Origin of the sequence: Paenibacillus sp. FSL F4-0243 (assembly GCF_037963295.1) — a bacterium.
Lineage (GTDB): Bacteria > Bacillota > Bacilli > Paenibacillales > Paenibacillaceae > Paenibacillus_AQ.
The window spans coordinates 2,809,542-2,831,039 of the sequence record NZ_CP150151.1; the positions used below are offsets into that span (position 1 = coordinate 2,809,542).

Genomic DNA, 21,498 nt, shown 5'->3' on the forward strand with positions numbered 1-21,498 from the left:
AGTTGAACATAATATACTGAAAAACGAAAACCGGCTGTCATCCACAAATGGACGACAGCCGGTTCTTTTTGTTATTTAGCTTCTCAGCGTATTTGGAAGACTCTTAATGCGATTTTCATCTGGAGTGACAAACAATGTTTTCTGATGATCATAGATCACAAATCCGGGTTTCGAGCCACTCGGTTTGCGGACATGGCGGATTAGTGTACAGTCTACAGGCACACTGCTTGACTGCTTCGCCTGACTGAAATAAGCGGCAAGCTGGGCGGCTTCTTCCAGTGTGGCATCTCCAAATTCCTCACTACGGATGACAACGTGAGAACCAGGAATATCCTTGGTATGCAGCCAAGTATCATTAGGTGAAGCCAGTCGATTAGTGACGTATTCGTTCTGTAAATTATTTTTTCCGACATAAATGTCGATGCCTTCAGACGAGGTGAAGACCTGCAATGTAGGTCTGGTTGCTTTTTTCTTTTTCTTGCCTTTTTTGCTTCGGTCGCGAAGATATCCTTGACTTACAAGCTCGTCGCGGATCTCTTCAATGTCATTCAATGAGGCATGGGCAAGCTGTTGAAGTAAACTTTCCATGTAGGATATTTCCTCATGGGTCTTAATCAGCTGCTCATTAATGACAAGGAGGCTGTTTTTATATTTGTTGTACTTTTTAAAATAACGTTGTGCATTATCCGATGGGCTTAATAAAGGGTCGAGTGGGATGACCATTTCTGCCTGATTTTCGTCATAATAATTGACCAAAGAGGCTTCTTTATCTCCTTTGGACACGGCATGTAAGGACGCGAATAGCAATTCACCCCAAATACGATAGCGATCTGCGTCTTGCGCTTCGTCTAGATCCTTCTGTAGATTGGCAAGCTTCTTAACGTTTTTGCTACGTTCGTTGCTCAGGAAACGGATCAAATCACTTACCCGTTGCTTCACCGTATCACGTTCAGCTTTATCCCCGTAATAATCCTCCATGCACTCACTAATCGTGTTATATTGCTTCGCATTCTCATCCAATAGAGATAACGGAATCGCGGAAAAAATCATTTTCCCTTTCGCATTCGCACCTGAAACAGGAGAGAATTCGCAATTATGGACAGGTCCCATTACAGACTGGAAGGCGTCCCATAACTTTGTTGGAAATTCTGGTGCAGATCCCTGTGTATCACCTATCGCAAGGTCATTTCTGAGACGAAGAGCAATCTCTCCGGCAACAAGTGGACTCATTCCGCTGAAGGCATGCACCATCCAGCCTACCGGGTCAGCTGATGGGGAAGGACCGCCTGAGCCGTCAGGTTTCTGTTCAACCTCTTCTTTTGTAATCAGGTTGGCGAGCTCACCTTCAATGATTTCTTCCGGTTCGGCCTCCTTCTCATCTTCTTCCAGTAGAGCGGATTCTTCAGCAGCTGAGATCAAATTGAGAAATCGTTCTTTATCGATCTCCAGAGGGTTCAGCTTGTGTTGCTGAGGAGGCTCTGTGTAAGCGACACCGGGCATTACGATCCGGTAGCTGCTGATTGATGGAGTAACATGATGAATGCCGTCTATGATCGTTCCTGTGCCGAGCTCAGTAAGGATGATATTACTATGCCGTCCCATGAGCTCAATGATGATCTTTTTGGCAGAGACGTCTCCAAGCTCATCTCTAGTCTTAACATTTATGTGAATAATTCGTTCCATGCCTACCTGAGTGATACTCTCAATAGCCCCACCTTCACAATGCTTACGCATGAGCATGCAGAACATAGGTGCTTCTGACGGGTTTATGCTGCTTCTTTCTGTAAGATGCAGACGCGGATATGTCGGATTAGCAGAGAGCAATAGCTTGCCGCCGCCACCGGCACCCCGCAGGTTGAAGATAAGATCGTGATTGCTCGGTTGATATATTTTGCCTATACGCGCACCGATGAATGATTGCAGTTCGTGCACGATAGCTCGGGTAACAATGCCGTCTAATGCCATGATAAAGCTCTCCTGTCGACGTGAAATGAATTTCTGAAAATATAAGAAAGTATAAGTTTCACATCATACTTTATATCTTATATTTCTTGTTTAAACGCTTACCGCCCTTATAAGAACACCGAAGACGTTTAAGCTTACCTCTCTATGATGCCATACTTTGGGACATTCGTGCAAAAGGGGAATTGGTTAGGCGGTGATATTATTGGACGACCTTGAATACACTTGGTCATGAACAGGTGGAAAAGCTGTGCGCCGCCGGAAGTCAAGAAACGACCGGGAGGGAAAGAAAAGTCATGGAACAAAACAGTTGGCACCGGCTCGGTGCAGAAGAGCTGCAGAAAATGTTCAATGTCCATCCGAGGACGGGCCTCAGTGGAGAGGATGCCGCGGAGCGACGGAAGCAAAATGGGTATAACGAGCTGTCCGAAGGAAAGACCGTATCCCCGTTTACCCTGCTGTTGAACCAGTTTAAGGATTTCATGGTGCTTGTGCTTATGGGTGCGACGCTCGTATCCGGTTTGCTTGGCGAATATTTGGATGCCATCACGATCATCGCGATTATCCTTTTAAACGGAGCCCTTGGGTTTGTTCAAGAGTTCCGCGCCGAACGTTCGCTAAGAGCTTTAAAACAGCTCTCCGCACCTTCTGCCAAAGTACTGCGTGGGGGGAACAGCGAGGTTATTCCAGCAAAGATGTTAGTACCAGGTGATATTGTCTTGCTGGAGAGTGGTGATCGAATACCCGCGGATATACGATGGCTGGATTGCAGTTCTCTATATGTGGAGGAATCCGCGCTAACTGGGGAATCACTGCCTGTCTCGAAGCATTCGGATGTGATCCGCGCGGAGGAGATTCCGCTCGGCGATCAGAAGAATCTTGGGTTCATGGGCACAATGGTAACCAGGGGTACTGGTAAAGCTATCGTAATTCGTACGGGTATGGACACAGAGATGGGTAAGATTGCAGACCTGATCCAGAATACAGAGTCTCAGGAGACTCCCCTTCAGCATCGTCTCGAGCAGTTAGGGAAAATTTTGATCTATGTATCACTAGGTTTAACTATTGTAGTTGTAGCAGCCGGTATTTTACATGGACAGCCTGCCACAGCAATGTTCTTGGCCGGGGTAAGCTTGGCGGTCGCTGCGATTCCGGAAGGGCTTCCGGCCATTGTAACCATCGCACTTGCGCTGGGCGTGCAGAGGATGATCAAACGAAAGGCTATCGTTCGTAAATTACCTTCAGTGGAAACCTTGGGCTGCGCATCCGTCATCTGTTCGGACAAGACGGGTACATTGACTCAGAATAAAATGACGGTGACCCGATTATGGACGGGCGGACGTGGCCTTGAAGTAACAGGTGAAGGTTATGCTCCGAACGGACAGGTTCTGGAGAAAGGTAAACCGGTAGATCTCAAAAATGATCAAAGTTTAAGACGGATGCTACAGGTGGGTGCTTTGTGCAGTAATGCGGAGATTATTGAGACCTTTCCGACCGAAGTGCGAGGTAAGCGTAAAGGGAAGGATAAGGACATAGTAGTTGATAAATCTTCTGACAGCTCATCGATCTGGGAACTCAAAGGAGATCCAACGGAAGGAGCTCTAGTAGCGCTTTCAGGGAAGATGGGTTTGACTGCCCAGACGCTAGCCGTAACATACTCCCGTGAGAAGGAATTTCCTTTTGATTCCGAGCGGAAGTTAATGTCAGTTATTATTGGTCATCCCGGAGGACGGATGGTATGTACGAAAGGCGCGCCTGATGTGCTGCTTAATCGCTGTTCGTATATGCTCTGGGAGGGCGGTGTCGTGCCTTTAACGCCAACATTGCGGCAGAAAGTACTTGATGCCAATGAGCAAATGGCTTCAGGTGCACTTCGTGTCCTAGGTATGGCTTATCGTGATATGCGTCCAAGTGAAAATGTGGATAGTGAAAAGGATGCGGAGTGCCAACTTGTCTTTATCGGATTGGCTGGAATGATTGATCCGCCACGGCGTGAAGTTCGCGATGCCATTAGCGTCACACGCCGAGCAGGAATTAAGACTGTGATGATTACTGGGGACCATGGAACGACTGCAGAGGCCATTGCTCACCAATTAGGAATTCTGCAACGTGGGGGCACAGTATTAACAGGGGCTCAACTGACTCGGATGGATGATGATGAGCTGGATAAAGTATCGGATAATGTGTACGTATTCGCCCGCGTATCTCCAGAGCATAAGCTTCGTATCGTGAAGTCTTTGCAGCGCCGTGGTCATGTTGTGGCTATGACCGGAGACGGAGTCAATGATGCTCCAGCCATCAAAGCGGCAGATATAGGAATATCTATGGGGATCACCGGAACAGATGTGACCAAGGAAGCATCTTCATTAGTGCTAGGGGATGACAACTTCTCAACCATTGTTGCTGCCATTGAAGAGGGTAGAAACATCTATGAGAACATTCGTAAATTCATTCGATACCTGCTCGCATCAAATGTAGGGGAAATCTTGACCATGTTCTTTGCCATGATGCTCGGTCTGCCTCTGCCATTAGTGCCTATTCAAATTTTATGGGTCAACTTGGTGACAGACGGACTGCCAGCGATGGCGCTTGGTGTTGACCAGCCTGAGAAGGACTTAATGGAGCATAAGCCGCGTGGTGCAAAGGAAAATATCTTTGCCCGTCGTTTAGGGTGGAAGATCATAAGCCGTGGATTTTTAATCGGTTTATGTACGTTAGGAGCATTTTGGCTAACCTTACGTGTAGCACCAGAAAATCCAGCGCAGCTGATTCGAGCACAGTCCGTAGCTTTTGCGACACTCGTTATGGCTCAGTTGATTCATGTCTTCGATTGCCGCAGTTCTCGTTCGGTGTTCCATCGAAATCCGTTCCAGAATAAGTACCTAGTTCTTGCTGTTTTGTCATCCGTGATTTTGATGCTGGCTGTTATGTATATTCCATTTCTCCAGCCCGTCTTCAAAACAGTGCCGCTTAATTTCCGTGAATGGTGTCTAGTATTTGTAACTGCGGGGATTCCGACCTTCTTGATGGGGGCTGGCAGTGTTTGGGGCGGTAAACGAAATCGAGGTCGTAGCGGCAGTAATTCGATGATAAAAAGTACAAAAATTTCGGCATAAAGTTAATAGTAACGCTCCATTCCTAAAGGTATACTTGTTGCAGTAAATAGCTCGTATCTAACTTAACATAACCTTTAGGAGTGGACTTTCAATGGAATTTACAAAAATGCACGGTCTAGGCAATGACTTCATCGTAGTTTTCGGCGAGCAAGAGCTACCAAGTAATGCAGCGGATCTTGCTGTAACGTTATGCAATCGATTCTTCGGAATTGGTGCGGACGGACTTGTATACATCCTTCCGTCTGAACGCGGCGATTACATGATGCGCATTATGAATTCTGATGGCTCGGAAGCAGAGCAGTGCGGAAATGCCATTCGCTGTGTATCCAAATATGTCTACGATCATGGCCTGGTAAACTCCGAGCAGATTGTTATTGAAACGATTGGTGCCGGAGAACAAAAGGTTACCTTGAATGTAAAAGACGGTGTAGTGGAAACTGTAACGGTTGATATGGGTGAACCTGTATTGTCCGGTCTTCAAATTCCGGTAGCTATTGATGCGGAACCCGTGCTCTCAGAGCGGATTGAATCGGATGGAACCGAATTTAAGTTTACTGCAGTATCTATGGGTAATCCTCATTGCGTTATCTATGTAGAAGATGCAGTTTCTTTCGATCTTGCGACATGGGGACCTAAGCTAGAGGTACATCCATTGTTCCCAAGAAAGGTAAACGTCGAGTTCGCGACGGTTCTGGATCGAGGCAGAGTAGATATGCGGGTATGGGAACGCGGAGCTGGACCAACACTTGCTTGTGGGACTGGAGCTTGCGCAACTTTAGTATCTTCTGTGCTAAATGGTCTGACGGACCGAGCAGCTTGGATTAGTCTAAAGGGTGGCGATCTCTATATTGAATGGAACGAAGAGGATAACCATGTGTATATGACAGGTCCTGCTGAGGTTGCATTCACAGGTAGTGTAGCCATTTAGAAAAATACTTAAGAAGGCAGCCCAAGAGAATCTCTTGGGCTGCCTTCTTGTGTTTCCACATCCTTACGACTTTATGTAGCCGAATAATGGAAGGGATAACCGAGAATAATACCCCTAAGATTGAAAAAGGGGGGGCCTTGTTGAACATAAACGGGATAAACAGAAGAAACAAATCCGCTAAGGAACAACAAGGAGCCTCAGTTCATGAAGATACTCGAATTCCGAGGCTTACCGATGATTTGGACCAAACGCTCGACCAAATAGATAATGAGTTGGGTCATAGTCCTGATCTCAAAATTCGTCAGGTAAAGATCGGAGGTGAGAGCCCCGTTCAAGCAGCAGTGATTCATCTTAATGGTCTTGTCAACAAGGAAACGGTCGATGAATTCGTAATCGGTTCGTTACTCGGAATTACAGACGAAATGCTCAAAGAGAACATCTCTGCAACAAATGATCTTAAGGAATTCGTATTGAACCGTGCTTTGGAAATAGGTCAAGCACAGCTGCAAGAGGAGTGGAATGAGGTTCTACTGGCGATCCTTTCTGGCAAAACGGTCATTCTGATTGAAGGTTATGACAGTGCAATTGTGTGTGAGACCGAGGGAGGAGAAGCTCGCTCCGTCAGCGAACCATCCACCCAGCTAGTCGTGCGAGGCCCAAAGGATAGTTTTGTTGAATCTGTAGCTACGAACATTTCCTTGATTCGGAGAAGAATTAAGTCTTCTAAGCTAAGACTAGAACATTTAAAGATCGGAAAGGTAACTCACACAGATGTGGCCCTCATGTACATTAAAGACAATGCAGACGAGAAGTTGGTAGAAGAGGTGAGAAATCGGCTACAACAGATTAATGTCGATGCCATCATGGAATCCGGTTATATTGAAGAACTAATTCAGGATAAAACCTTCACACCTTTTCCAACCATTAATAATAGTGAACGGCCTGACGTTGCAGCGACGAACCTATTAGAGGGTAGGGTTGTGATCATTATAGATGGCACCCCGTTTGTATTGATTTTGCCTGCGGTATTTACACTGTTTTTTCAGTCTGCCTCGGATTATGCTCAAAGGTTCGATATTGCAATTCTCATGCGTCTTGTTCGATATATCAGTTTTATTGTACTAATTCTTGGACCTTCCGTTTATATAGCGTTAACCACTTACCATTATGAGATGATTCCTACAACCCTGTTAATCAATCTATTATCACAACGTGAAAATGTACCTTTCCCTGCTTTTGTGGAGGCAATCCTGATGGAAGGAGCGTTCGAGATCATTAGAGAGGCTGGAGTAAGAATGCCGCGTGCAGTAGGACAGACAGTATCCGTTGTTGGTGCTCTTATTTTGGGACAGGCAGTAGTAGAAGCAGGAATCATCACACCGGTTATGGTTATTGTAGTAGCGCTGACAGGGATTGCGAGCTTTGCTATACCTGCTTATAACATGGCGATAGCAGGTAGAATTATCCGTTTCGGATTTTTAGTGCTGGCCGGTATGTTTGGTTTTTATGGGATTACTTTAGGCTTAATTGTTTTGCTTGCACATATGAATAGTCTGCGTTCATTCGGTGTCCCTTATCTATCCCCTATTGTGCCTATATCCTCACATGGTCAAAAAGATGCGTTCTTAAGACTGCCCTTATGGGCTTTGAGAACGGAGCAAGTTTCTACAACAAAGAGGCAAGAAGGCATTTCGGAAGGAAAGAAGATCTCAACAGGACATGAACAGAATATTTCTCCTAAAATCCTTGAAAAATCTACTGGGGCAGAGCATCCAAAAAAAGGAGCGCAGGATGAAGAGTAATCGCACTATTTTTATTGGGGTTGTCCTGCTATGTTTATTGATATTTCTCAGTCTTACAGGCTGCTGGGACAGTGTGGAGCTAAATAGAAGGGCAATCGTTTCTGGAGTGGCTATTGATAGAGGTCCTACAGATGAGGAAAAATATGTATTATCTTTTCAGATTATAATTGCTGACGAAATCTCTGGCGAGAACGCCAGAGGTACTTCGCCAGTCGTAGTATATAAAGGCAGTGGACGTACAATGTTTGAAGCGTTGGCTAATGCCTCGCGTCAGACTGCGCGCTTCTTGTCCTTAGGACATATCCGAGTGATCGTTATTTCGGAAAAGTTTGCTCGCGAAGGTATCAAAGATATGATGGATGTCCTAGAAAGAGAGAGTGAAACTAGGCTAACCAGTTTTATTTTTATATCAAAGGGACAGCCGGCGGTAGATAGTATGACGACCATGACTACGTTTGGCAAAATACCCGCCAATGATCTAGTGGAGAAGCTGCAGACGACCTCTAAACAGTATGGATATAATTACCGGATGGAAGTAGACGATATAATTCGTGGTATTCAAATTCCAGGTGGTGGGCCTATCGTCAATGGGGTAATGGTAACAGGCGAATTGGACAAAAAAGATAATAACGACAGTTTGAAAAATATAGATCCTGAGGCCATTCTTAGAGTTACAGACTTCGCTGCATTTAAAGAGGACAAGCTGATAGGCTGGCTACGAGGTGATGAAGCTATAGGCACTGCCCTGCTAAAGAATAAAATTACACAAATTCCAGTAGTGGTTTCGATTGGTGAGGATGAATATGTAGCGTTCATCGTGTATTTATCTCAGGTACATATTCATGCTGATGCGAAGGACGCCGAGCATCCGGTAATCACAATAAATATCACTGAGCAGGCAGGTTTAAAAGAATCGCCTAATGCTTTGGATTTGACAGATCCCAAGGTCTTAAATAATCTTTCGGAACTTCTAGAACAGAGTATCAATGATAAGTTACATGCAGCTGTCTCAGCAGCTCGTTTGTTAAAAAGCGATTACCTTGGATTTGGTGAAGTTGTAGAACGAGAGAATCCGCGGGGGTGGAAGCAAGTAAAAGATCATTGGGATAGCATATTTGCAACCTGTGAGATCAAGTTTAATGTGGATATAGTTATTCGGCATACCGACATGCGGAGTGATTCTTTTCAGTCCAAAAAGAAATGAAAATTTAGGAGGGCAGCTATGGGAAATATAAAAATAGGACTACTTCAATTTTTCACCCTGACAGTGTTGTTTGAACTAGGGACGGCGCTGGTAGTGAATCTTGGAATGGAGTCTGATAAGGATGCTTGGATTTCCATTTTGCTGGGGAATTTGATTGGATTAATTGTTTTTGCAGGATATGCCTATCTTTATAGAAAGTTTCCGAATCTGCCCCTTACGGCATATATCCGGCAACTATTTGGTAAATATGTGGGTTCGTTGATATCCATAGCTTATATCGTGATATTTCTTAATTTGGCTGGTCGTGATCTGCGAGATGGTAGCTCTATGCTAGTTATGGCTACTATGCACAGGACGCCGTTATTCATTGTAGCGATGTTAATGGTATTATCTAGTGCTTATGTATTGCATAAAGGAGTAGAAGTGCTGTCCCGAACTTCGTTGGTGTTTGCGGTGATTGTGATATTAATCGGTTTATTTTGTTCGAGCATGTTAATGTTCTCGGGCTCCATTAATTTGAACCGTTTGCTCCCTGTTTTTGAGAATGGAATTAAGCCAATTGTTTCTTCTGTTTTACATCAAAACTACATTTTCCCTTTTGGTGAAATGATCTGTTTTACTATGCTTATGCCCTATCTGAATAACGTTAAAAAAGGTCCTTGGGTAATCGCAGCGGGCATATTTGTATCAGGTATACTGTTAAGTATGACCATGGCCTTAAATATATCGGTGCTCGGTACTGATATTGTCAGGCGTTCTCCGTTCCCCTTAATGCCTACGATCAGTAAGATCTCTATCTCCGATTTTATTCAACGTGTGGATATTCTAATTGTCATGGTGCTAATAATCGGTGTTTTTTTCAAATTGTCTGTTTTTTTTGCAGCAGCACTTATTGGGATTTCAGATTTGTTCAAGATTCCTTACCGAAGAATGGTGTATCCGGTAGCTCTAATAATCCTATTCAGTTCGATGCTGAACGCACGGAGCTTCACAGAGCATATTGAAGAGGGAGGGAAACTGCTATATACGGTCTTTCCCTTCTTTATGGTGTTGATTCCATTGCTCCTAATTATTATTACAGCGATAAGAAGTCACAGTTCCCCTCCTCGTTCTGGTTGATGCCCCTTGTTCCAGGCAAGGATATCGGGAATAATCAGACAGAGCAACATAATACAAGCAGCGACTTTCTCAGAGGGGGTATATAACAAGTAATTTAGAATATAACCGATATTGCCCAGACCATATCCGTACATCCAATCTCCCAAATACAGAAATAATAGGCAGAGAATGCATAGAAGTAGAATTACAGTGTATTTTCGGATCAGAAGCTTTCTTGTTTTTTTCTTCACTTAAACACCCCTTTAATTTTTTTAACGTTAGTATGAGGCTTTTAATACTTGATCATGCATACCACTGGGGGGGGGATTGCTTTTCTTATGAAAGCTTATCATCCATAGCGATTTATGTTACATTAGTATGAAACTAAAGTAGAACCTAATGTGACAGGGGAGGATCTTGCAGTGAAGCCGGATTTACGTTCCGCATGGGGAAACAAAGTATTGGTCGGAGACGGAGCGATGGGTACCTATTTATATCAGAAGGGTTTCCCTGTCGGCATTTCCTACGAAGAATTAAATTTGACCTCTCCGGGGGTTATCGAAGATGTCCATCGCAGCTATATCGATGCAGGAGCAGTGCTGCTAGAAAGCAACACCTTCTCAGCGAATTTTGACAGGCTGTCCAAATATGGTTTGGAGTCCAAGGTTGAAGAAATTAATCGCGCCGGAGTAAGAATCGCTCGTAAAGCTGCTGGAGATACAGGCTATGTATTAGGTGCTGTAGGCTCTATTCGCGCCGGTAAGCGTGCAAATCTCTCATCGACAGAGTTGAAGAAGTATTTTACACAGCAGATTACAGCATTATTAGAAGAAGAAGTAGACGGCATTATGCTAGAAACCTTTTACGATGTCGAGGAACTGCATCTTGCACTAAGAACAGTACGTAAACATAGTACTCTCCCAGTCATTTGCCAATTTGCTGTGGATGAATCGGCACGTACATTAGATGGATTGACTTTACCAGAGGCTTTCCGGATCTTAGAAGGTGATGGAGCGGATATCATCGGATTTAACTGTAATACTGGCCCAAACGGGATTAAGAGAGCACTAAAAGCGGTACAAGGCAATCTTATTCTGCCTACCTCGGTCTATCCGAATGCGGGCGTTGCGGATTATGTAGATGGAGAATATCGATATGGAGCCTCACCGGAATATTTCGGACAAATGGCAGTTACTTTTGCAGAAATGGGTTGCAGAATTATTGGGGGCTGCTGTGGTACTACTCCGCAGCATATTGCTGAAATTTCTTCCGCATTGAAAGATTACGTACCTCAGCCACTTCCAGAACCGACGCTTCCGACTGTGGAGCGTGTATCTTTGCAGGAGCATTTTGGCGAAGATGAGGGAAGAGATGGTCGTGAGCCGAACCTGGTTGATCTAGTCAAGGAACGTCATACGGTTATCGTTGAGCTTGATCCACCTCGTGATTTGGATATCGGCAAGTTCATGAAGGGTGCAGAAGCGTTGAGAAGAGCAGGTGCGGATGCGCTGACACTCGCCGATAACTCACTGGCTGTTACACGGATGAGCAATATGGCTTTGGGCCATTTGGTGCATGCTAAAACTGGACTCCGTCCACTAGTGCATATTGCTTGTCGCGATCGCAATCTGATTGGTACCCAATCGCATTTGATGGGTTTTGATGCACTAGGAATTGATCATGTGTTAGCGGTGACTGGAGATCCAGCGAAATTCGGAGATCTTCCCGGCTCAAGTTCGGTTTACGACTTAACCTCTTTTGAAATTATTCGTATGATTAAGCAGTTGAATGATGGTATTTCCTTCTCAGGTAAACCTTTGAAGCAGAAAGCGAATTTTGTTATCGGTGCTGCCTTTAACCCGAATGTTAAACATTTAGATAAGGCCGTGCAGCGACTGGAGAAGAAAATTGCCTCTGGTGCAGATTATATTATGACTCAGCCTGTCTATGATCAGGAGCTTATCGTAAAGATCGCTGAGGCAACTGCACATCTGGATATTCCCGTGTTTATTGGTGTGATGCCATTGGCTAGTGGGCGTAATGCAGAGTTCCTGCATAACGAGGTTCCGGGAATCCAGCTTACGGATGATGTCCGGAATCGCATGAAGGGACTTGAAGGGGAAGCAGGAAGAGCAGAAGGGGTCGCCATCGCCAAGGAATTGCTAGATGTTGCAACTGCCCATTTCAATGGGATCTATTTGATGACACCGTTTATGTTCTATGATATGAGTACACAGTTGATCGAGTATGTATGGGAGAAATCAGGACGTAAATTGTCCCCCTTGTTTCGCTAGTAATAATCAATTACAATAGTGTAATGGATGTGATTCCGTTGTCATTTAGCATGACCGGATACGGTCAATCGTCCCTGCAATTCGGCGGCTACAAGATTATGTTCGAAGTGAAATCGGTGAATCACCGGTACTGCGAAGTTGTACTGCGGATGCCCCGGGATTGGACGGGTTATGAGGATGTGCTGAGAAGAAAGGTTCAGCAGCACGTCAAACGGGGAAGGATAGATGTTACCATCAATAGAGAGCACGATGAGTCGTCTTCCGGACCGGTTCTGAATCGCTCTACTGTCATGACTTATCTTAAGGCAGCAGATCAGCTTAAGAACGAGTATGGTTTGTCCGGTGAGTTGACTCTACGTGATATACTTTCTATACCCGGTATTATGGAAAGCAAAGATGAGGCTGCGGGTGCCGTGTCCGCGGCCTTAGAAGACTACTCTGAAATGTTGGAGACGGGACTTGAGCAGAGTTTACAGTCTCTGCTAGAGATGCGCGCCCGTGAAGGCAGTTTTCTAGCCGCTGATATTGAACAGCGTCTCAATCATCTCGAATCCATGCATGCTGAAATGGTCGAACTTGCACCTGTTGTAATCATTGAATATCGTGACAAGCTTCGTCATCGATTAAATGAGTTAAATGATGGGACGTTCGCTTTTGATGAGCATAAATTCGGGATGGAAATCGCTATTTTTGCAGATCGCTGTAATATTGATGAAGAGTTGACCCGGTTGTATAGTCATTTCGAACAATGCAGAACCCTCCTGAAGGGGAAAGGACCGGTAGGACGCAAGCTGGATTTTCTCATTCAGGAGATGAACCGGGAGACGAATACAATCGGATCGAAATGTAATCATTTAACACTCGTGGGTCTTGTGCTAGACATGAAAGCTGAGCTGGAGAAGATTCGTGAACAAGCGGCAAACATAGAGTAACCGGGAACAGGCAATAGCATAGAACTTTATGGGGGGAACTACCGGAACATGGCAATCAAACTTATCAATATTGGCTTTGGGAATATTGTGTCCGCCAATCGCATTATTTCCATCGTCAGTCCGGAATCTGCACCGATCAAACGTATTATCCAGGAGGCTCGAGATCGACATATGTTGATCGACGCCACCTATGGCCGACGGACTCGTGCCGTAATCATTACAGATAGTGATCATGTCATTCTGTCGGCTGTACAGCCGGAGACTGTAGCGCATCGCTTATCCAGTAAAGATGACGACAACGACGAATAACAACTAAATGGAGTGTATTATGTCAAAAGGATTGCTCATCATATTATCCGGACCTTCCGGCGTGGGTAAAGGTACTGTATGTACTGCGCTACGACCGAAGATGCCCGAACTTGTCTACTCAGTTTCTGCTACTACTCGCAGTCCGCGTGCGGGTGAGGAAGACGGCGTGAATTATTTTTTCAAAAGCAAAGAGGAGTTTTCGGCTATGATAGAAGCCGATCAACTGCTTGAATATGCGGAGTACGTAGGTAATTTTTACGGTACTCCACGTGATTTTGTAGAGAGAACTCTCAATAGCGGCAAAGATATTATTCTCGAAATTGAGGTTCAGGGAGCTCTCAAAGTTAAAGAAAAATTTCCTGAAGGTATTTTTGTGTTCCTTCTTCCACCTTCTATGGATGAGCTAAAGGACCGCATACGCGGACGGGGTACGGAACATCCAGATGTGATCGATCACCGCATGACTGTAGCGGAGGATGAGATTAATCTAATGCAGCATTATGATTATGCTGTTGTAAATGATGAGATTGATCTGGCCTGTAAGAGAATAGAAAGCATTATTATCGCCGAACATTGTAAAGTTAGATAATGAATGCTGCAAGGCTGAAGGTATTACCAGTAAACTATGAAGAGGTGTCCCTGTGCTATATCCATCAATTGATGAAATGATGACCAAGGTTGACAGTAAGTATTCGCTCGTTGTAGCCGCAGCACGTCGTGCTAGACAATTGCGTGAGGGTGGCAAGACAGATGTGAAGAACCCTAGATCGCATAAATTTGTCGGTGTTGCTCTTGAGGAAATTTACGAAGATCGCATTACGCTTACCCGTGGTGAAGAGTAGTCTCAAGTTTATTTAGATATGACCTTTTGTAGAAACGGATACCGCCTATTTGTTATTAGGCGATGCCGTTTCTTCTTGGGTTATGGAGCAATTATGGGTCTTTAATGAATGCTGATAGCCCAAGACCGGGCTGTTTCTGACAACCGGAAGGTTGTTATTTTTTTCTCAAAATATAAGAAGTTTAAGAAATAGATCATTCGTTGTAAGAGAAGGGAACAGGGGGGAGATCATGTTGAAGAGCTTGAAGGGGAAGACTATTTTACTTGGGATTACAGGGGGAATTGCCGCTTACAAAGCAGCAGCCCTAACCAGTAAGCTTGTCCAAAAAGGAGCCGAGGTTCATGTCATTATGACAGCTTCGGCAAAGCAGTTCATTACAGAATTAACTCTACAGTCACTGTCGAAGCAACGAGTATATAGCGATACATTCCAGGAACGGGACCCATCTTCCATCTCGCATATTGATTTGGCTGATTCGGCGGACCTTGTGATAGTAGCACCAGCAACTGCTAATATTATTGCTAAAATGGCGCACGGAATTGCGGATGATATGTTATCCACAACGTTACTCGCTACTACTGCACCTATAATGGTAGCACCGGCTATGAATGTTCATATGTATCAGCATCCCGCTGTACTTAGCAATTTGGATACCCTCGCTAAGCGAGGTATTCAGTTTATTGAGCCTGGAGAAGGTCTGCTGGCATGTGGTTACGTGGGTAAAGGACGTTTAGAGGAACCGGAGACTATTGTAAGTTATGTTGAGGATTTTTTTGCGTTGCAAGAAAGTGTGAAGTCTAGTCCCCTCAAGGGTAAAAAGATCGTCATCACAGCTGGTGGTACAGTAGAACGGATTGATCCGGTACGCTATATCTCTAATGATTCCTCCGGTAAGATGGGTTTTGCATTGGCACGTGCTGCACGTGCAATGGGTGCTGAGGTTACCTTGATTGCTGCGCGAACAGATGAAGCGCCTCCGCAGGACCCGGATATGAATGTCATTCGTGTTCAATCTGCACAAGAGATGTACGATGCGGTTACTGCGCAGTGGGATAGCTGCGATATCATGATCAAGGCGGCTGCTGTATCGGATTACCGGCCTAAGCAAAGTGAGCCATCCAAAATTAAAAAAAGTGGAGATACACTGACTCTTGAGCTTATAAAAACAACGGATATTCTGGAAACGCTAGGTAAGAACAAAGACAAGCAGTTCTTGATCGGCTTTGCTGCGGAGACGGGAAACACAGAATTTTATGCAAAGGACAAGCTAGTCCGCAAAAACTGCGATCTCATTGTTGCAAACAATGTAGCGGCTGCAGGAGCCGGATTCGGATCGGATACGAATATTGTATCGATTTATGATGTAGATGGATTGGTGCTCGAATTGCCACAATTGTCTAAGGATGAGGTCGCTCGCCGCTTGCTGACGCTCGTGGCAGAGCGGATTACTGGACCTTCATTATAATGGATATTGCCAAGGTCATTGTGGATGTGCCTGTACGCAGCACTGACCGGCCATTTGATTATAGTATTCCAGAATCACTAAAGTTATGGATTGAAGTGGGCAGCCGAGTAGCGGTCCCGTTTGGACACCGCACGGTGCAAGGCTTTGTCGTTTCTCTGGAGTCAGGTGAAACAGTAGTGAATCCTGGTCTTAAGGCTATTCAAGAGGTGCTGGATTTGCTTCCACCTTTATCTCCTGAATTAGTTGAGCTAGCGGACTGGATGAGTAAAAGATATGCATGCAGACGAATTTCAGCCCTGCAAGCGATGCTGCCCACTGCTCTAAAAGGGAAGGCAGAACGACTGATTTCGCTAGGAAATGTGGAAGAAGATGCAGCATTTTCTGATGATGAATTATTCCCTATGTTTGCAGATACAGGGAATGAGGAACGACTAATTACTGAGTTTATCGGACGTAATGGCGAAGTTTCCATGAAGCAGCTCACCCGTGCATTTCCGGAGGCTGCGGAGACGGTGAAGTTCATGCTAAGACGTGGAGTTCTTGTAGAGAGCCAATCGATTAAAGATAAAATGGGCAAGAAGAAGCTGAAAGCAGTAGATCTTGCGATAGGGATTACGGCTGCTCGTGAGGCGTTGAATAAATTCCCCAAAAAGTCCGCGCGACAGAAGGAAGTGCTTAGCTTTCTGATTGAAAGGGAAGCTACACTCCCAATGGCGCTTAAGGAAGTCTTGTCTGCACTTCAAGTGACGGCAAGTACCGTGAAGGGTTTAGAGGAAAAAGGCTTTATCGAAATCAGTGAAATCGAAGTCTATCGCGACCCTTATCAAGGACGTGATTTTAAGCCTACTACGCCTCTGCCACTTACAGCAGAACAAGAGATTGTATACACACGTATTTCACGAACGCTAGAAGAACAGCTCCATGAAGTTTTTCTGTTACATGGCGTTACGGGGAGCGGTAAGACAGAAATCTATTTGCAATGTATCAAACGTTGTCTGGATCAGGGTAGACAGGCCGTAGTGCTCGTCCCGGAAATCGCATTAACGCCGCAGATGGTGGAGCGCTTTAAAGGGCGCTTCGGAAGTGGTGTCGCGGTAATGCACAGCCGATTATCTGTTGGCGAACGTTACGATGAGTGGCGCAAAATCCGTGAAGGAAAGGCTACGGTTGCCGTTGGCGCCCGTTCAGCGGTGTTTGCCCCGTTCTCTAACCTAGGTTTGATTATTATGGATGAAGAGCATGAAACCTCATATAAGCAGGAGGAAAATCCGAAATATCATGCCCGTGATGCAGCGATTCGCAGAGCCGAACAGTGTGGGGCAGCCGTGATTTTAGGCTCCGCCACGCCTTCGTTAGAAAGCTATCATGCTGCTAGAGCGCAGAGTGATATTCATTTTTCACCAGTCCTTCTAGAGATGCCTACCCGCGCGCTTGGTAACGAACTACCGAAGGTAAATGTCGTGGATATGCGGGAAGAGCTTAAAGAAGGTAATCGCTCAATGTTCAGTCGAAAGCTTCATGCTGCATTGGCTGAAAGACTGGAACGTGGAGAACAGACCGTGTTATTGCTTAACCGTAGAGGTTTCTCGACGTTTGTTATGTGCCGGAGTTGCGGATATGTAGCAGGCTGCCCCGAGTGTGATATTTCATTAACGTACCATAGTCGTAGTGACAATTTGCGTTGTCATTATTGTGGTCATGCTGAACCGGCACCTAAGCTTTGTCCAGAGTGTGGAAGTGAGCATATCCGGTTCTTCGGAACGGGGACGCAGCGGGTGGAAGAAGAGCTTGGTAAGTTGTTTCCTGGGATACGGGTGATTCGTATGGACGTGGATACAACGACAGAAAAAGGTTCGCATGAGAAGCTGCTGAATCAATTCAGAGACAAAAAAGCGGATGTTCTGCTAGGCACTCAGATGGTAGCAAAAGGTTTGGATTTTCCAGACGTAACTCTTGTTGGCGTAATTACAGCAGATTCAGCGTTGAACCTGCCCGATTTTCGTGCAGCGGAGAAGACCTTCCAATTGCTTACACAAGTTGCTGGAAGAGCAGGTCGGCATCAGCTTCCGGGTGAGGTCGTTGTTCAGTCCTATACACCAGAGCATTATTCTATTATTCATGCTAGCGGGCATGACTATCTCTCTTTTGTAAGGGAAGAGCTGAAGCATCGCAGAGGGCTACATTATCCACCTTATTGCAGACTGATACTCGTTACATTATCCCATGAGCAGTTACCGCTACTACTCCGGATGGCAGAGAATTACGCTATGAATCTGCAGGGGAAGGCCAGAAATCTAAGATGGTATGGGAGTCTAGATAAGCTAACCACGGATGTACTAGATCTGTTAGGTCCCGTAGCTTCTCCAATCCCTCGTTTAAAGGGTAGATATAGATTCCAATGTATGATAAAATGGCGCGGCGCCATCGATGTGATAGGGCTTGTTCGACAAGTGGCTGAGGAGTTGGAGGATTCTGTACGGGATACAGGGCTTCAGATCAGCATTGATGTTGATCCGCAAATGTTGATGTAAATCGTTATCATGTTACAATGTAAAAAAAGAGCTAGATCAATAAACTCTAAATATAGAGATGTACAGAACGGGAAGGTGTTTTTAATGGCGATACGTATGATCGTTAAGGAACCGGATGAAGTGTTGCACAAAATAGCAAAAGAAGTAACTGTAGTTACACCTAATGTTAAAAAATTGTTAGATGATATGGCTGATACGATGTATGACGCTGAAGGTGTAGGGCTGGCAGCTCCGCAAGTTGGTATTTTGAAGCGCCTAATTGTGGTGGATGCAGATGAAGAGCACGGGCTTATCAAAATGATTAATCCGGAAATCATCGGTACAGAAGGGGAGCAGCTAGGACCTGAAGGATGTCTTAGTATTCCCGGATTGAATGGTGATGTACGCCGTGCAGAGACAGTAACCGTACGTGGTCTTAACCGTGAGGGAAAAGAAATTACCATTACCGGCAGTGGTTTACTTGCACGGGCTTTTCAACATGAGATTGACCATCTGAACGGAGTACTGTTTACCGATATCGCTGAGAAAGTATACGAGATGACAGCTGAACGCAATGAGACTGAGGAGTGAGGATATGAAGATTGTATTCATGGGAACCCCAGCCTTTGCGGTACCAAGCTTGCAAATGCTGATGGATGAAGGCTATGAAGTTGTAGCAGTCGTCACCCAACCAGATCGACCGCAAGGACGTAAAAAGATCTTGGCTCCTTCACCAGTTAAAGAAGCCGCATTATCCCTCGGTTTACCTGTGCTCCAGCCTGAACGGATGCGCAAACCTGAGGCTGTCGCAGAGCTAGCTGTATATGAGCCTGACCTGATTGTTACAGCTGCTTATGGTCAAATTTTGCCTAAAGCTGTATTGGATTTGCCGCGTAATGGTTGTGTGAATGTTCATGGTTCACTACTTCCTAAATACCGGGGTGGCGCACCGATTCAACGTAGTATCATTAACGGTGAGAAGGTTACCGGCGTTACCTTGATGTATATGGCTGAAGGACTTGACACTGGAGATATGATCTCACGCGTCGAGGTGGCTATCGAGGATGAGGATACTTCCGGCACGATGTTCGAGAAGCTTAGCCTTGCTGGACGTGATCTTTTGAAGTCTGAAATGCCGCGATTAGTAAACGGCCTTGTTCAAGCGACTCCGCAAGACGACAGTCAAGCGACCTTTGCTCCTAACCTAAATCGTGAGGATGAGCGTTTGGATTGGAACGCTGGCTCACGTGATAACTATAATCGAATTCGTGGATTAGTACCTTTTTCCGGTGCGTTTACGCTTTGGAATGGAGAGACCTTCAAAGTATGGGCTTCAAAAATTCCTGCTGAGCAGAAATCAACTGATAGTGCGCCAGGAACGGTACTTTCGGTCACTGAACATGGTGTCGAGGTTAAGACAGGAGACGGAAGTCTGCTGCTAACTACGGTTCAACCTGCGGGTAAAAAAGCGATGAGCGCTGCGGATTTTAGCCGTGGCGGTGTCATGAAACCAGGGACGGTGCTAGGTTGAGCGCGGGCGGTAACGGTGCGGGCCGATCAGGAGTAAGTCATAGCTCTGGCAATAAAAATATTAACGATCATAAAGCAGTGAGTGGTAAAAAGGGCGGTAGCGGAAATAAAGGTAAAGCTGCTACAGCTTCTGCCCGCGATATCGCTCTCGATATCCTGGTTAAAGTCGAACAACAAGGGGCTTACAGCAACTTATTGCTGAACAGCAGTCTGCAGAAGTCTGCACTCAGCAGAGAAGATGCTGGACTAGTTACAGAGCTTGTCTATGGTACCATCTCTCGGATGAATACACTTGATTATGTGCTCGAGGAATTTGTTAGCAAAGGGATCGCTAAATTACAGCCTTGGGTGCGTAATTTACTGCGTCTAAGCTTATATCAAATTATGTACCTGGATCGCATACCATCTCATGCAGCTGTAAACGAGGCTGTTAATATAGCTAAGAAAAAGGGCCATCAAGGAATTTCGGGCATGGTTAATGGCGTGCTTCGTAGTGTGCTGCGCGCTGGAAATCTGCCGATAATACCTGATGGATTGGGTCCTGCGAAGCGGATATCTATTCACTATTCCCATCCTATATGGTTAGTGAAGCGCTGGATTACGGAGTATGGTGTTGACACTGCGGAAGCTATTTGCGCTGCTAACAATGAGCCACCCGCTGTCAGTGTACGCGTAAATACTACGATGATTAGCCGTGAAGCCCTATTGAGTCAGATGATTGAACAAGGTCTGCAAGCTTCTGCTTCTGAAGTAAGTCCTTATGGTATTGTTGTAAAAGGCGGAGGTAATCTGGCTCTTTCATCCTGGTACCGGGATGGATATCTATCTGTTCAGGATGAAAGCTCCATGCTTGTAGCTGAAGCTGTTGCACCTGAGCCTGGAATGAGAGTGCTTGATTGCTGCGCCGCGCCTGGGGGCAAAACGGCCCACATGGGCGAGCTGATGAAAGATGAAGGATCTATTTTCGCTAACGATCTGCATCCACATAAAGCTAAGCTTATCTCGGATCAAGCTGCACGGTTAGGTCTCGAAAGCGTAGTAACAGGCAGTGCAGATGCACTGGAGCTGGAGCATACCTTAGAGCATCATTCCTACGATAGAATTCTTTTGGACGCGCCTTGCTCTGGGCTTGGTGTAATCCGCCGTAAGCCAGATCTCAAATGGCGTAAGCAGCCTGAGGATGTTGTAAGTGTAGCATCACTGCAGGGTCAGCTGCTGCAGTCGGTTTCTAAACTGTTGAAACCGGGTGGTGTTCTGGTTTATAGTACCTGTACGACTGAACAAACGGAAAATAGTGAGGTTGTAGCTGCTTTTTTGGAGCAAAATCCTGATTTCACTTCTATAACATTTGCTTCCCCGCTGTGGGGGAGATTGGAAGGTACTGCGCTGGCTGCAGGTGAGGGGATTCAGTTATTGCCACATCATTATGGCAGTGATGGGTTCTATATCTCCAAGCTTCAAAGAGTCTTGTAATATAGCAAATTTACTGACAATCGTTGTATCTTC

General features: G+C 45.4%; 17 protein-coding genes. 15 read left to right on the forward strand and 2 right to left on the reverse strand.

Annotation, left to right across the window (positions count from 1 at the left end):
- Positions 1–75 precede the first annotated feature (75 nt).
- On the reverse strand, positions 76–1,965 hold the full coding sequence (locus tag NSS87_RS12325; protein ID WP_339247428.1) for an NFACT RNA binding domain-containing protein: 1,890 nt from the start codon (positions 1,963–1,965) through the stop codon (positions 76–78).
- 293 nt (positions 1,966–2,258) lie between these two features.
- Between NSS87_RS12325 and NSS87_RS12330 the strand changes: the two genes are divergently transcribed.
- The 5 genes from NSS87_RS12330 (at position 2,259) to NSS87_RS12350 (ending at position 10,131) form a co-directional block, all read left to right on the forward strand.
- Complete coding sequence (locus NSS87_RS12330; protein WP_042187372.1) at positions 2,259–5,078, forward strand: calcium-translocating P-type ATPase, SERCA-type; 2,820 nt, start codon at positions 2,259–2,261, stop codon at positions 5,076–5,078.
- A gap of 91 nt (positions 5,079–5,169) precedes the next feature.
- Positions 5,170–6,006 carry a diaminopimelate epimerase gene (gene dapF, locus NSS87_RS12335; RefSeq protein WP_042187374.1) on the forward strand — a complete coding sequence of 279 codons (837 nt, stop codon included), beginning with the start codon at positions 5,170–5,172 and terminating at the stop codon, positions 6,004–6,006.
- A 140-nt stretch (positions 6,007–6,146) separates the two neighbouring features.
- Complete coding sequence (locus NSS87_RS12340; RefSeq protein WP_052404255.1) at positions 6,147–7,808, forward strand: spore germination protein; 1,662 nt, start codon at positions 6,147–6,149, stop codon at positions 7,806–7,808.
- On the forward strand, positions 7,798–9,012 hold the full coding sequence (locus NSS87_RS12345) for a Ger(x)C family spore germination protein (RefSeq protein WP_042187376.1): 1,215 nt from the start codon (positions 7,798–7,800) through the stop codon (positions 9,010–9,012). Before NSS87_RS12340 ends, NSS87_RS12345 begins: the two co-directional genes overlap by 11 nt.
- Before the next feature lie 18 nt (positions 9,013–9,030).
- Positions 9,031–10,131 (forward strand): GerAB/ArcD/ProY family transporter, encoded by a 1,101-nt coding sequence (locus NSS87_RS12350; RefSeq protein WP_339247434.1) that lies wholly within the window; start codon positions 9,031–9,033, stop codon positions 10,129–10,131.
- Here the strand turns inward: NSS87_RS12350 and NSS87_RS12355 are convergent.
- Complete coding sequence (locus tag NSS87_RS12355; RefSeq protein ID WP_339247436.1) at positions 10,104–10,361, reverse strand: hypothetical protein; 258 nt, start codon at positions 10,359–10,361, stop codon at positions 10,104–10,106. The two genes, NSS87_RS12350 and NSS87_RS12355, sit on opposite strands and share 28 nt — an antisense overlap.
- Before the next feature lie 171 nt (positions 10,362–10,532).
- On the opposite strand from NSS87_RS12355, the gene NSS87_RS12360 reads away from it, so the two are divergent.
- From NSS87_RS12360 to rsmB, 10 genes are all read left to right on the forward strand, one after another.
- On the forward strand, positions 10,533–12,404 hold the full coding sequence (locus NSS87_RS12360) for a bifunctional homocysteine S-methyltransferase/methylenetetrahydrofolate reductase (RefSeq protein WP_339247439.1): 1,872 nt from the start codon (positions 10,533–10,535) through the stop codon (positions 12,402–12,404).
- Positions 12,405–12,442: 38 nt separating this feature from the next.
- The gene (locus NSS87_RS12365; RefSeq protein WP_042187381.1) at positions 12,443–13,336 is read left to right on the forward strand and encodes a YicC/YloC family endoribonuclease; all 894 of its coding nucleotides are present in this window, start codon (positions 12,443–12,445) and stop codon (positions 13,334–13,336) included.
- Between the two features lie 48 nt (positions 13,337–13,384).
- Positions 13,385–13,645, forward strand: a complete 261-nt coding sequence (locus tag NSS87_RS12370) for a DUF370 domain-containing protein (protein ID WP_006209218.1) — start codon at positions 13,385–13,387, stop codon at positions 13,643–13,645.
- 19 nt (positions 13,646–13,664) lie between these two features.
- Positions 13,665–14,234 carry a guanylate kinase gene (gmk, locus tag NSS87_RS12375; protein WP_076282916.1) on the forward strand — a complete coding sequence of 190 codons (570 nt, stop codon included), beginning with the start codon at positions 13,665–13,667 and terminating at the stop codon, positions 14,232–14,234.
- A gap of 52 nt (positions 14,235–14,286) precedes the next feature.
- A complete protein-coding gene (rpoZ, locus tag NSS87_RS12380; RefSeq protein ID WP_036686188.1) occupies positions 14,287–14,487 on the forward strand; it encodes a DNA-directed RNA polymerase subunit omega in 201 nt (66 codons plus the stop codon).
- Positions 14,488–14,716: 229 nt separating this feature from the next.
- Positions 14,717–15,952, forward strand: coding sequence for a bifunctional phosphopantothenoylcysteine decarboxylase/phosphopantothenate--cysteine ligase CoaBC (coaBC, locus tag NSS87_RS12385; RefSeq protein WP_339247444.1), 1,236 nt, complete (start codon positions 14,717–14,719; stop codon positions 15,950–15,952).
- Entirely contained in the window at positions 15,952–18,483 is a 2,532-nt protein-coding gene (gene priA / locus NSS87_RS12390; protein ID WP_339247447.1) for a primosomal protein N', read from the forward strand. Before coaBC ends, priA begins: the two co-directional genes overlap by 1 nt.
- Positions 18,484–18,567: 84 nt before the next feature.
- Positions 18,568–19,053, forward strand: a complete 486-nt coding sequence (def, locus tag NSS87_RS12395) for a peptide deformylase (RefSeq protein ID WP_042126884.1) — start codon at positions 18,568–18,570, stop codon at positions 19,051–19,053.
- 4 nt (positions 19,054–19,057) lie between these two features.
- A complete protein-coding gene (gene fmt / locus NSS87_RS12400) occupies positions 19,058–19,993 on the forward strand; it encodes a methionyl-tRNA formyltransferase (RefSeq protein ID WP_339247449.1) in 936 nt (311 codons plus the stop codon).
- Positions 19,994–20,070: 77 nt separating this feature from the next.
- Positions 20,071–21,465 (forward strand): 16S rRNA (cytosine(967)-C(5))-methyltransferase RsmB, encoded by a 1,395-nt coding sequence (rsmB, locus tag NSS87_RS12405; RefSeq protein WP_339248539.1) that lies wholly within the window; start codon positions 20,071–20,073, stop codon positions 21,463–21,465.
- Positions 21,466–21,498: the final 33 nt, after the last annotated feature.